General features: G+C 37.4%; 9 protein-coding genes. 4 read left to right on the top strand and 5 right to left on the bottom strand.

The features are described from left to right. Positions 1–294: 294 nt before the first annotated feature. Positions 295–762, bottom strand: a complete 468-nt coding sequence (locus NEOC65_RS08425) for a YybH family protein (protein WP_213156253.1) — start codon at positions 760–762, stop codon at positions 295–297. 236 nt (positions 763–998) lie between these two features. Between NEOC65_RS08425 and NEOC65_RS08420 the strand changes: the two genes are divergently transcribed. Next, positions 999–1,283, top strand: a complete 285-nt coding sequence (locus NEOC65_RS08420; protein WP_166157596.1) for a hypothetical protein — start codon at positions 999–1,001, stop codon at positions 1,281–1,283. 134 nt (positions 1,284–1,417) lie between these two features. Continuing rightward, on the top strand, positions 1,418–2,500 hold the full coding sequence (locus tag NEOC65_RS08415; protein WP_213156252.1) for an F-box/LRR-repeat protein: 1,083 nt from the start codon (positions 1,418–1,420) through the stop codon (positions 2,498–2,500). A 603-nt stretch (positions 2,501–3,103) separates the two neighbouring features. On the opposite strand, the gene NEOC65_RS08410 is transcribed toward NEOC65_RS08415, so the two are convergent. From NEOC65_RS08410 to NEOC65_RS08395, 4 genes are all read right to left on the bottom strand, one after another. After that, positions 3,104–4,618, bottom strand: a complete 1,515-nt coding sequence (locus NEOC65_RS08410; RefSeq protein ID WP_213156251.1) for a S10 family peptidase — start codon at positions 4,616–4,618, stop codon at positions 3,104–3,106. 775 nt (positions 4,619–5,393) lie between these two features. Then, on the bottom strand, positions 5,394–7,766 hold the full coding sequence (locus NEOC65_RS08405; protein WP_213156250.1) for a hypothetical protein: 2,373 nt from the start codon (positions 7,764–7,766) through the stop codon (positions 5,394–5,396). Positions 7,767–7,950: 184 nt separating this feature from the next. Next, on the bottom strand, positions 7,951–8,592 hold the full coding sequence (pncA, locus tag NEOC65_RS08400; protein ID WP_213156249.1) for a bifunctional nicotinamidase/pyrazinamidase: 642 nt from the start codon (positions 8,590–8,592) through the stop codon (positions 7,951–7,953). A gap of 3 nt (positions 8,593–8,595) precedes the next feature. Next, a complete protein-coding gene (locus NEOC65_RS08395) occupies positions 8,596–10,098 on the bottom strand; it encodes a nicotinate phosphoribosyltransferase (protein WP_249299137.1) in 1,503 nt (500 codons plus the stop codon). 133 nt (positions 10,099–10,231) lie between these two features. Between NEOC65_RS08395 and NEOC65_RS08390 the strand changes: the two genes are divergently transcribed. Continuing rightward, positions 10,232–10,987: a hypothetical protein gene (locus NEOC65_RS08390; RefSeq protein ID WP_213156248.1), complete on the top strand. Its 756-nt coding sequence runs from the start codon at positions 10,232–10,234 to the stop codon at positions 10,985–10,987. 378 nt (positions 10,988–11,365) lie between these two features. Further along, on the top strand, positions 11,366–13,252 hold the full coding sequence (gene lepB, locus NEOC65_RS08385; RefSeq protein WP_213156247.1) for a signal peptidase I: 1,887 nt from the start codon (positions 11,366–11,368) through the stop codon (positions 13,250–13,252). Positions 13,253–13,329 lie beyond the last annotated feature (77 nt).

Genomic DNA, 13,329 nt, shown 5'->3' with positions numbered 1-13,329 from the left:
TGAAAACTTATGGCATTACTTGCGTAGCCATTTTTGGTCTAATCGTATTTATCGGGGTTATAAAGAACTAGAAAAGATGGCAATAGCTTCTTGGAGAAAAGTATGTCTGCAAGAAAAAAGAATGAAAAGTTTATGTGCTGTATCGTATGCCTAATTGTGTAAGGAGTAATTTAAAAGCGTATAAAAAAGCATTGGCGAAGCTATACTCGGCAAAACGCAAGTCATAGGTTACGCAAAGATCTCGCCAAATCGGCGAAAGAAGAGGTTGATGCTCTAATGCAAGAGGTTTTATAATCATTCGACAGACTGAGGCTGAAATTGATACATTCTAAGGCTTAAAATTTTCCATTGCTCTTTATTCTTTATTAAAATATACACAGCATGCTGCAAAACCGAGTTAAGAGGATCATTTTTATCCCCTTTATTCAATCTGACTGTGCTATCGACTATTACAAGCTCAAGATTTAATAAACGAGCCGCATCTAGCGATTGACTAATCGTACTTTTTCCGTAAAAACCAAGCTTTCCAGATTCAAAGTGCTTCTCAAGTTGGGTAGGATTCATGATCCAGCGTCCCTGGGGAGTCATAAAATCTCCTTGGGTACTCCATAAAGACATTAAAGCTTTTGTGTTATGCGTATTCCAAGCAACATCAAAAGAATGTAAAAAATTGTTAATCTCCGTAGAAGCAAGAGGCAATTCATTCTGAGCAAATAAAGAGGTACTCGCCCATAGGAATAAGCTAAATATAAAGCGTGCCATCAGTTCCTCCCTTTTTGTTTACCTTATATTTTAAAATTTATATTCGCAATCAGAAAGGTGTGGATAATAAATTTTTTATTACTTTAGCTATTTTAGTCTCCTTCCTTGCAGGGGATAATTAAGCCTAAGTCACATGCAACTTTAATAGTCACCCACTTTTATATTTGCGAGTTAAAGGTCATTTTTCCAACTATTTCCTTATCCCATACCTCATGTTAACCAAAAAAGTAGGATAGGTGGCGCCTGGTGCCAAAAGTCATATCCACAAAATATTGCCAGTAAGCATTTTCTACCCATCGCTACACTACATTTTCATCAGAAATTTTTTACATGGGTTACAAGGCAAGAAGCCCTACAACAAGGATAGTGAAAAAGAAGCCAAAGCCTTTATTAAGCTCCTACAGCAAGAGTTTTCATGTCCAAGCGATGCTAAACGCCAATTAGATAAGTTTGTAAAAAAACTTAAATATATGCTAAGCAACAACCTTCTATATCTAGCTATCGCCTACAAAGCACAGTAGCTTGCTCTTTGCTTAACAGCCCCCCCCCCCCGGGTGATAAGGATTCGAATTGATTTGACTTGCTTTTTAATTTTTTTATATTGTCTTTAAAAAATAAAAATACTGAAAAAGTTATTACTACCCCAGGAAATAAAATGCATCATATCTCTTCAGCCTCTATTGAAAGCTTACCCAATGAATTGCTACTCCCTATCTTAGAGGCTTGCGCAGTTCCTTCCTTATTTAGTGTCTGTAAGAGATGGCATCATCTGCTAGCTACTGAATTCATGCCTTCTCTTTATAAAAAAATAGCACAGCTTCATTTCCCAAGGGGAGATGCTACTACCCAGCAAACTCTTATGTTAGCTAAAGTTTATCAACTCAATCATGTACCTACCTCTACTGAAAAAGTCTATCTATCTTTTAAACAAGTTTTTACCTTATCTAAATCTATTTCTCCTTTAGAATCTAAAGAGAAAACAGAAGAAAAAAAAGGCTTAACGCTGGCTAATTACTCTTACTATCTTGTAAATATTAATCGCCTTTTACTTTGGAAAAAACTTCCTGGTGGGAGAGAATACTTGAGCCGAGCAGAAATTAAGCACTTGCCTCTAGAGAAAAAAGGAGAGCTACTTAGAGATTGGATTGAGGAAAATTGTAAAAATACCACGACTTTATATTTATCTAGCGCAGGCTTATCTAGCGTAGGCTTGACTTTTATACCTCCAGAAATATTCCAGTTATCTCAGCTGCAAATCCTTTACTTAAGCCGAAACCATCTTACCGCTCTGCCTGCAGAAATCGGGCAGCTATCTCAGCTGCAAACGCTTTACTTAGATCAAAACCAGCTCACCGCCCTGCCTGCAGAAATCGGGCAACTGACTCAGCTGCAAAAGCTTTACTTAAATCAAAACCAGCTCACCCCCCTGCCTACTGAAATCGGGCAACTGACTCAGCTGCAAAAGCTTTGCTTAAATCAAAACCAGCTTACCAGCCTTCCTGCAGAAATCGGGCAGCTATCCAAGCTGAAAGGGCTTTACTTAGATCAAAACCAGCTCACCGCTCTGCCTACAGAAGTCGGGCAACTATCTCAGCTGGAAGAGTTTTACTTAAATCAAAATCAGCTCACCAGCCTTCCTGCAGAAATCGGGCAACTGTCTCAGCTGCAAAAGCTTTGCTTAAATCATAACCAGCTCACCAGTCTGCCTGCAGAAATCGGGCAGCTATCCAAGCTGTAAAAGCTCCACTTAAGTGGCAACCTCCTTACCACCCTTCCTATAGAGATAGGTCAGTTATCTCAGGTTAAACATCTTCATTTAAACAGCAGCTAGCTTACCATTATTCCTATAGAGATGAGACAGCTATCGCGACTGCAATTGCTCTTCTAGAACAATCAGCTTACCTCCCTTCCTCCAGAGATTGGACAGCTATCGAAGCTGCAATGCCTTAACTCAGATAATAACCATCTTACCAATATTTCCTGGAGATAGGGCAAATTTTTCAGCTTAATAGATTTTCCTTAGGATACAACCAACATAGAAGAATTTCTTCTAAGAGGAGATTTAACCTTTCAGGAAATTGCCTCATTTCTGAAGGAAGGGAAGTAAGCTAGTTGTTTTTTAAACTAGACACTTGTAATTGAGGAAGCTGCTTTATCTTAAAGTAAAAGTAAGATATAAAAACTCTTACGAAGGTAATCTCGGCAATAAAGCTCCTAAACTAGCATAGAAAAAGCTCTAACACCCTAAAATAAAAAAGCTTTTTCCTCTTATGAGTTAGATGAAATACTTATGCAAGATGGTAATAAAATAATCATGCTTCCCCTAGTTTTTGTGATAACGCTATAGTTTTTTCATCCATTGGCTTATATCCTCCTTCATTTTAATCAAAGAAAATTTTTGAACATACATCATATGCCCAGCCGGGTAATAATGCATACTGGCCCGACTCTGTAAGTCTGAGGCATGCCGTAGATGATTAAAAGTATAGTCAGTAGCAAAAAAAGGGGTAGCTAAGTCATAGTAGCCGCTTCCTACAAATACTTTTAAAGCTTTATTTTGGGTCATTACGTTACGCAACGCAGCTGACATATTTAAAAATTGATTGGTATATTTACTATAATTCCAAGTAGAATGAATATTTGCTAAGATCTTATATTCTTGATCATTTTTTATCTTAAGCTCTTTTCTAATGTACTGATTGAAGGCAGCTGTAAAAGTTCCTGCAATTGCATCAAAGCTCGGATCATAGCTAGGATAATCGTTACATGGATTTAAGGCTTCTCCTTTAAAGCGAGAATCAAAACGCCCTACAATCAAACCATGAGCTCTTAATAATTCTTTGGAAAAGCGTTGCGGGCTAATCCGCAAATTAGCCTTTTTGATAAATTCAGGCGATAATCCTGTATAATCAGCCAATTGAGCTACAATCTTAGCATGCTCATGGGCACTTAAACTATCTCCTTTCATTAAAGCCGAGGTATAATCTGTTAAAGCAAAGTCTTTAACCATTTCCAATGTTTTATCTAAGTCTCTTTGTAAGTTTTCCCCTAGCTTTTTATGATACCATGCAGTAGCTGTATAAGTAGGTAAATAAAGGGGGTAAGGAAGATCATTCCCTTCATTATAATCATTGAGCGTTTGAAAGTTTAATACAGACGAGATAAGAATCATCCCATTTAGATAAATATTTAGCTCGTCATGCAAATAACCTGCTAATCCTGCTGCACGCGTCGTTCCATAGCTTTCGCCTGCTAATAGCTTAGGAGAATTCCATCTTTCGTATTGCGTAATAAATTGACGAATGAACTCACCCAGTGACTCAATATCTTCGTCCACTCCATGAAATTGTTTGGCATCTTCTCCAGAGGTCACACGGCTATAGCCTGTAGAGATCGGATCGATAAATACCAAATCCGCTACATCTAAGAGAGAATGAGGATTATCAATCACTTGATAAGGAAAAAGGCCCTCTCCTTCATCGCTTAGAAGGACCCGGCGAGGTCCAAAAACACCTACATGTAACCATATAGACGAAGACCCTGGGCCTCCATTAAAACAAAAAATAAGAGGACGTTTAGCTGGTTCTAAAACCTCTTCTTTAAAATAAGCAATATAAAAAATAGTAGCTTTCGGCTTCGAGTGATCATTCCTAAGCAGGATGTTTCCAGCGATTGCTTTGTAAGGGATTGCTATATTATTAATTGTTATTTGATGTTTAGTTTCAGAAATTGTTTCTTTAAGAGAAGAGGTTATAAGTTCTTCCTCTTTTTTATCTGCCTTTTCTTCTGCAAAAAGAGGAAGATGAGCCGTGCCCAATATTATTCCAATCAGTGCCCATAAAAAAATTTTATACATACTCGCCTTTCCGTTTTTATTAAGCATTTTATAGCATGGAAAAAAATGAAGGGCAAGTTCTAATAAAAACAAGAAAGGAATGAACAATTGAAAGGTAAAGCTAAAAATAACAGCTTAACAGGAGGCCCTATATTCTATAAAAGAGCTGTAGGCTTTTTGGAATCAATTTTCTGCCATAATAAAAGTGCTTAATAGGAATAAGGTAGATTATCCTTTTCTTCTAGGCATCTCAACCGCATGGATTCTCTATCCTCAAGAGCCCATAAATTATATTACACTTTTTATCTTGCGAAATTACTTCTCTGCAAATTGGTAGAGCAATCTGATCTCTAGCCATGGGACGGCCGTGCTGTAGAAGCTAAAAAAACAGATCTTCCTTTTGCTCTCTGCAAGATTTGCGAGCTAATTTATATGCTGCTGAGCCATTCTTTATGCAAACATATGCTCAATAAAATTCATGTTTTGATAAAAGAAATATGTTCTAAAAGGTAATTCTTTTTTAGATTGGGCAAAGGGAGTTTGTTTAAACACCATTATTTTACTTTAGCAATTTTTGGTAAGCGATCACAGGAGACAAAGCTGCTTAAAATCTTAATCCACAGAAGATAATGTAAGGCAGAAAGTGCAATAAATAGAGAATAGCTATTTACAAGCATTTTTGACTTTGTAAATACCCGCATAATCACATTTAAAGCTAGGCTTACCCGTGATCGCTTACAATTTCTGACAGTTTTTCTTTTTTAGCCCTCTTTTCTATTAAATAAGTGATAAGCCTCTACTCATTCAAATTAGTTTGAATTTGATGCCTATCATTTTGGCTAGCAACATCAGTATGCTCTCCTTTATACTTATTAACTTCTCGCTCGGCTTCTTTCAAGAGTGTTTTCAACGTCTCAACTTCTCTTTCTCTTTCAGCCTCTTTGTCAATTAAAGTACCAAAAACCTCCCAAAGCTTATGCTCCTCACACTGCTGCTTAAGATGCAGAGCTTGATAGCGCTCTTCTTGATAATTAATCCCATTTACTCCAAGGTATGTCTCTCGAATGCGCGTCTTATTAGACCTATATCTAGCAGCTACCTTTTTAAAGACTTTTTTGTTTTGCCTTAATTCTTTTTCTAGCTCTTTAAATGTAAACTCTATGGTTGAAAGAGGTCCATCCATATACTCAGCATTAGCATTCCTTATGCGCTCATGACCCTTAAAGATTATTTGAGCAGAATTTATATCGTCGTTATTAGATAAAATAATAGTGATATCGGCATAGTTTTTATCAGAGAGAATAGCTTTATTATCTATAGACAAATTGTTTTCATGGCCTTTGGGCAAGTCTGCTCTTTTTATCCACTGTTTAAATAGTACCCTTTTACCATCTGACCTTTCATACATCTTTTTCATCATTTTATGAAAAGCTTGCTCGCGTATATTTTCTAAGAGGGAAAAGTTATTAGACTTCCTTAACCATAGCTGCTCATATAGCCTAGGAACTTCAATTTCCTCATGATGTTTTTTTAATATCTCTTTATCCTTACTAGACAGTGACTGGGTATTACTTTGAGCTAATCTACTTTCAACCTGGCACTCTACAGCATTTTTTGCTGACTCCATAATCGCCTGGTCGATTGTTTCATCATTCTTTAGGTCATATGCTGAGTTTTTAGAAGAAGGGCTGATAAATCGACGTTTCAATTGCCTGGTAACTATATCTTTTAATTTAGAAAAATGCTCAATGGAAGAAAAATCTTTTCGATCTTTTGCCCTTCTAAGACGCTTTACTACTTCTGCGGTTGCAGCAGTCATTCTTTGCTTAAGATGATGGCTTGCCTGCAAAGCAAAATCTTCCAATTCTTGGCGTGCAGCCTCATTAAACTCATAATCTTGATTCTCGATAATGTGGCGAATATAAGCAATTGATAAATTCTGGTTAGTACGGCGAGCCGCCTCTAGAAGCGTCTCTTGTGTTTTAATAAATGCTTTTATTTCTTGATCGATTGCCTCAATTTCGTCTGCAGATAAATTTTTGCCTAGCTCTTCTGCTTTTGCTTGTAAAGCTCTCTCAATTTTTCGATCATAATCGATACACTTCTGCTCTTTCAAGATAGTATGAAAATATAAGGTATAGTAAGTGTCTCGGGTAGCTTCTACCCTAGCCTTTTTCATCTCTCGAATTGAAATAATTGAGCTTATAGTCTGACTAACTTCTTCAGGAGTAAGATTCCAGCGATAATAGCCAGCCATATAAGCATGATAAAGACTAAGGGACTTAAAAGCGAAAGGTTGATCTTTTACCCTCCCATCACTTCTCCAATTAAAATAGTAAGTTAAAAATGGGTAAAAATCTGACGCTAATTCTTCCTTAAATATGAACGGAGCGTTTAAATTCTTCCAATATTTAGCTTTTATTAAATCCAATTCAGCTGAACTTAAAGCTCGACCTCGTTGCTTTTCGTAATCAATTTTAGCTTCTTCACGTTTCTTCTTTGTAGCTTCCTCGATAGCTAAGCACAGCCGATTTTTACCTACTATCCCCTCTTTGATAGCAGATGAAGAGGCTAACAGATACTCTCTTAGCTTCTCTTCCGTATGCTTATCAATCCTCTTCCTGATTTTTTCTCTATAAGGTTTTGTACATTCCACCTTTTTTAGATGCATGATAACTTTATTCTTGCGCTTTTGCTTAGCAAGCTCTGGATCACAAATCAAGCCTAACTGATGATGGATCCATAAATTAGTCTTAACCGAAACAAAGCCTACAATCAGAGAAGAAAAAAAGCCAAGGCTGTAGTTAACTACCTTTAGAATGCTTCTTCCTAGGTCTCTAGCATTGGGGCAATGAGAAACAACAATAGGTAAAACTCGTATACATTTGCGTCGAAAAGTAGCAGCTGGGCGATCTAATCCTGTTAAAGGTATTGCTCTCCGCGCAAGAGAGGCTCCCCCTGATAACATAGAGGAGGCAGGCACAATGAGAGCTAGTAAGGGGGAACGTAAGGTATTAAAAAAGACTCCTTGAAGATCCAGCGCAAGCACCCCCAAATTAGCAGCGCGCGCTCGTCCAGCTGCCCCATTCTCCTCCCATTTAGAGATTTTATTCATAAGGCTATTGAGAGGATTAGAATGAAGCCAACTGCAAAATGTAGACACTGTCATATTTCCTCTAGTCATACTTCTTCAACCTATAAATTTAAGCAGAAACCTTTAATAACGAAATCTAATATATTTAATTATTAAAAAAAAATCAATCGATAGATGAAATGCTTTATAAAATATTAGTAATTGTTCTTTTTCAGCTTTAATCAAGGATGCTTTGCAGCCTTTAATTAATGTTTTATTGCTATTGCTGCGAGCTCAAAGCTAATATTTTAACAACATCTTTTGCATAAATAAGAGAGCCACCCGCTTGCCGAATTTCATTTAAGTGTTTTTCTTCAGCTGCCGGCAATGAATTAACAGGTTTGCATGCATCAATAATTACATACACTTGATAATTTAAATTTAAAGCATCAAGAGCAGAGTATTTCACACAATAGTCGGTAGCCAACCCTACTAAAAAAACTTTTTTAATTCCTTTGCTTTGTAAAAATTTATGTAATTCTGTAGCTTTGCTTCTTCCATTATCAAAAAAAGCGCTATAGCTATCCATTCTTTTATCCGTGCCCTTATAAATCACTTTTTGTACTCGATGATCATCCCAGCCTGCAGAAAATTGCGCTCCTACCGAATTTTGCACACAATGTACAGGCCATAAAACTTGCTCTAAACCACCTATATTGATCACCTCTTCTACCTCTTTTCCATGAGAAGAGGCAAAGCTCACATGATCGAGAGGATGCCAATCTTTTGTAGCTACAATTACCTCAAAAGGATAGCGTATAATTCTATTAAGATTAGGGAGAATTTTTTCAGCCTCTTTGACAGCTAAAGCTCCATGCGGAAAAAAATCGTTCTGAACATCGATAATCAGCAAAGCTGTCATAAATTATTCCTCTTTTATACCTTTTTTAGTAAAGAGAGAGTCCTGACAAATTTGGTGGCGTATGTGATTAACTACTTGACTTTTGTATGCATATAAAGATTTCTCCATGCCCACCAGGTAAGGGCAAGGGTGTTTTAAAAGCTTAGAATGTTTAGGAAACTTTTCCAGTTCTTGAAGAGTGCTTTCACGAATTTTCGCTAGCTTAGGCAATTGATATACACATTTTCCTTGGCGGAAAATAGGCACTAGCAGTTCTTCGCTTTGCAATCCTTTTTTTAGAGCAATTTGTTCAGTCGAATCCTTAAGGTTAATAAGACAAGGTTCAGGGCTCACGGGCATATTAATATCATAAATCATGTCAGCAATAGGAGAAGAACTAGTATTGCGAAAACGGCGCACTTGCAAAATCCCAGGATTAGAAATTTTTATCATCTGTTCGGATAATTTTAATTTATATTTCCAAGGCCCCTCAGGATCGCGCAAAGCCGACAGCTTGTAAACACCATCTAGCGCTGGGTAATCGTAAGAAGTAACTAATTGGGTGCCTACTCCCCATACCCCTATTGGCGCCTTTTGATATTTAAGTTCACTAATTTGGGTTTCATCTAATTCATTACTTGCTACAATGACTGCCTGAGAAAAACCGGCTTCATCTAACATCTTTCGGCTCGTATGACTTAAATAAGCTAAATCTCCTGAATCTAGGCGTATACCATGGAAGGTTTTACCTTGGCTTTTTAGCCACTGGCCTACTTGTATAGCTTTTTTTACTCCTTCAAGGCTATCATAAGTATCTACAAGAAAGAGGCTATTAGCGGGCATACTTTGGGCAAGAGTCTTAAAAGCTTCTAATTCATCATCAAATACCATTACCCAGCTATGCGAATGAGTGCCCTTAACCGGTATGCCAAATAATTTTCCTGCTAAAACATTTGAGGTTGCATCACATCCCCCTATATAAGCTGCTCGGCTAGCTGTAAGACTGCCATCGAAGCCTTGAGCTCGCCTTAAGCCAAATTCTAATATTGGGTCATTATGCGCGGCAACACGCATTCGAGCGGCCTTAGTTGCTACTAAAGTAGGAAAATTAATTAAATTTAGTAAGGGACTTTCTAAAATTTGACATTGAATTAAGGGGCCTTGAATGCGCAATAAAGGCTCATAGGGAAAAACAAGAGTACCTTCAGGTATTGCATCTAAATGGCAAGAAAACCTCATCTTAGATAAATATTCTAGAAAGTCACTTGGAAAAGCAGGTGCTCCCTCAGGATTTTCTAAGCTTGCTAAATAGCTGAGATCGCTAGAATCAAAATGAAAATTTTCTATAAAATTTATGGCGGCTTCAAGCCCTGCTGTAACAGTAAATCCCCCCTGAAATGGAGCACGGCGAAAAAACAGTTGAAATACGGCCTCTTTGCGCTCCAGGCCAGCTTTCCAATATCCATAAGACATAGATAGCTGATATAGATCTGTGAATAAGCCAACAGATTGATTATACGGTTGCAAACCTATTTTTCCTCCATTTAATGGGCTTTCAAATAAACAATTTTAGCATACAAATTTTAAGATGTTTTATTCTACCGTTAAAAATTAAAGCAAGATAAGATATTCTAGGATAAGTTGATTAATTAGGAAAAGTATGCATAAAAATTTTTACAGTTTTTTAATCTTCCTCTTTTGCAGCTATTTTTTTCAGTTAAATGGGCAAGAGCTTTATTTAAAAGATAAATTGAGAAAAGCAAACTCTGGGGATTATATTGTTACTTTGCAAAATAAAACTTATACTTTTTTACTTATCGACACTTTTGCCTCCCATGAAATTTCTTTAGAAGAGATTACGGTTCCTAGCCAAAGCATTCAATTAGAAGGATTTTCATGGAAAAAGTGGGCTGAACAAAATGCTCCTGGGCATACATCCTGGGTGCGATATGTGATTGATACTACTTCGGGGCATATATCTGAATATTTTTCTTATACAAAAAACGGATGGTATACCTTCCAGGAGGGAGAAAATTTTTTATCCACTTTATTAAATTTAAAACTTTATAATATTCCCCTTAAAGAACGGAGGAAAGTAGGGCCGCCTCCTCCTTCTCAAGCTAGCGATAGGAGACCTTACTGGCAACCTAAATTAATTTTCGAAGGAAAGATCATCCCAGGGATAAGTTTTGAAGCATGGCGCGCTTTTTGGCCGAAAGATGGTAGTGAACTATCGGGCAAAATCATTGAAATTTATTTACCCCAAGTAGCGGGTATTTATCCTTCTTATTTTCCTTATTGGTTACAAGTCAGCGGAATTATCGGGAAAGCCAAAATTCACATTATTGACAGCGGTAAAGGAGTGCATGGTAGAGGAGCTCCTGCCAAAGAGAGGCCGCTAAGGAAAGCTGGCTAAGTTATCAACAAAAACCAAGCATTTTCCACTTTTTATTTTTAGAATTTTTTTCTTGCCGACAATCTACCCGCACTTCTTCTTATTTCATTTATAATCAAACGCTTATTTATCTTTTCTTGTATTTTTTAGTCTGACATTTTTTCCAAAATTTTGTTGCAATTTTCGTTATAAGAAACTTTTTACACACACCTTTTAAACAAAATTTCCACAGAATTAGTCCTCCTAGCTCTCTATTTTTAGGGCATAAAGCGTACAAAAAGCATACAAAAAAAAGAAGTTTAGGCGCTGCTCGCAAAATTTAGAAGCCTTCTTATTTTTATATTTGCTTTTGGTGAGCATTTTATTTACGATGCTAATCTTTAAAAAATTAGGGATTCCATGAAAATTTATACTCTTAGCAAATCCCGCTCCATTCTTGTAGCCGGCTGTAAAAGCTACAAAAGAAAACATAAGGTCTTATCGTTAGAGCAAAAAGCTACCCTAGAAAACCTTTTAGAGAATTTGGATCAAGCCCTTCTTCAAAAAAATAAAGAAGAAGCTAGTAAGCTGGCACATATCCTAGAAACGTATAACCAAGTAACTTTAAAAAAATCCCTATTTGAATACCTCCGAGAATTTAGTGTAGTTATCCTCGTCGCCTTATTGATGGCCACCCTTTTACGCCAGCTAGTATTTGAAGCCTATGAAATACCCACAGGTTCGATGCGACCTACTTTTCGAGAACAAGATAACGTGTTAGTTAGCAAAACAAGTTTTGGTATTAACACCCCTTTTACGACAGGTCATCTCTATTTTGATCCTTCTCTTGTACAAAGAACCGGGATCGTAATTTTTTCAGGGGATAATATTGATTTGCCGGACACTGACTCTCACTACCTATGGCTTTTTCCTTATAAAAAACGCTATATTAAACGCTGTATGGCTAAGCCTGGAGATACGGTTTATTTTTATGGCGGTAAGATTTACGGAATGGATAAGAATAAAACAGATCAGGTAGAGCTACGTAATAGCCCTTGGATAAAAGATTTAAGCTATATTCCTTTTTTTTACTTAGAAGGTTTAGTGACGCGTCCGAAAAAAAATCAGTTTGTTTTTAATCAAATGCACCAATCCATCGGTCGTATGACTATCGTCCCTTCCAATCAGGTAATTGGCGAAATATACAATGGCAAAGAATGGATTAAAGATGAGCCCCTTGCTTCAGGAATCCCTCATCAGGAGATCAAGACCTATAGTGATTTTTGGGGATTTCGCAATTTTGCGCTCTCTCGTCTTCTAAATCAGCAGCAGCTAACGGATCACAAGTTGTTTAATAAAGATGAAGTTAGCCAAGGTCTCCTTTATTTAGAAATGCGGCATACGCCTTGCCTTAATTACCCGGAAACGCTTTTCCAACAAAGTCGCTTGGGTATTAAGCCACTGGTTGGTGCTTTTACAACAATCATTCCTTTATCTCAAAAACATATCGATGTCTTAATGAACACTATGTATACGGCTCGTTTTGTCGTGCGGGAAGGACGCGCTACACGCTATAGCTACAATTCTTCTAGCTTAGCTAAGGATAGCCCTTTAATGCCGACAATCCCTAACGGCACTTATGAGTTCTACAATGGTATTGCCTATCAAATAGGCCTTGCAAGCCTGGCTTGGGAACTTCCTAGAAACCACCCTATTTACAGTCGTGATCCTGCTCATGTTCAGCTACTATACAATCTTGGCATGGAAATGAGCACTCATTATGAACCTACAGCTGCTAACCCATTTTTATATCCTGCCCGTTATGCCTATTTTAGGGACGGAGCATTATGCACCTTAGGGGCGCCCATTTTTATGCCAGAAGATCCTTACCTTCTTGCCTTTAACAAAAATGAGAAAGTGCGCGAACAAAGAGCTTCAAAAGCTGCACCCTATATTGCTTTCAAGGATCATGGAGCTCCTTTAAAAGAAGATGGCTCCTTAGATAAAGATTTTATTGAAACTTTTGGCCTAAAAATTCCTGAAGGATACTATCTAACTTTAGGAGACAATCATGCCATGAGCGCCGATAGCCGCGTTTTTGGCTTTGTACCAGAAGCTAATTTACAAGGCGCTCCTGATTGGATTATATGGCCGCCAGGGCCTCGGTGGGGTACCCCTCCTCAAAAGCCCTATCCTTGGTTCAATACTCCTCGTTTGATCGTGTGGACAGTTCTTAGCCTAATTAGTATCATATGGTATATGCTACGCTCCTATCGCTTGAAGAGATCTCTCTTTAAAAGATTATGAAAAAAATTAAGCTGTTTTTTAATAATACGTTCTTGAACCACCTTTTATCAGGTATATGATTACATAAAGAGTTGCTC

Source organism: Neochlamydia sp. AcF65 (assembly GCF_018342435.1).
Lineage (GTDB): Bacteria > Chlamydiota > Chlamydiia > Chlamydiales > Parachlamydiaceae > Neochlamydia.
Note: the sequence above shows the minus strand (reverse complement) of the source record. Positions and strands in the feature narration are given on the sequence as shown.

Bases quoted from the DNA above. Each gene is read 5' to 3' on its own strand.
- lepB (WP_213156247.1), top strand. From the start codon at position 11,366: ATGAAAATTTATACTCTTAGCAAATCCCGCTCCATTCTTGTAGCCGGC.
- NEOC65_RS08390 (WP_213156248.1), top strand. From the start codon at position 10,232: ATGCATAAAAATTTTTACAGTTTTTTAATCTTCCTCTTTTGCAGCTAT.
- pncA (WP_213156249.1), bottom strand. From the start codon at position 8,592: ATGACAGCTTTGCTGATTATCGATGTTCAGAACGATTTTTTTCCGCAT.
- NEOC65_RS08405 (WP_213156250.1), bottom strand. From the start codon at position 7,766: ATGACAGTGTCTACATTTTGCAGTTGGCTTCATTCTAATCCTCTCAAT.
- NEOC65_RS08415 (WP_213156252.1), top strand. From the start codon at position 1,418: ATGCATCATATCTCTTCAGCCTCTATTGAAAGCTTACCCAATGAATTG.
- NEOC65_RS08410 (WP_213156251.1), bottom strand. From the start codon at position 4,618: ATGTATAAAATTTTTTTATGGGCACTGATTGGAATAATATTGGGCACG.
- NEOC65_RS08425 (WP_213156253.1), bottom strand. From the start codon at position 762: ATGGCACGCTTTATATTTAGCTTATTCCTATGGGCGAGTACCTCTTTA.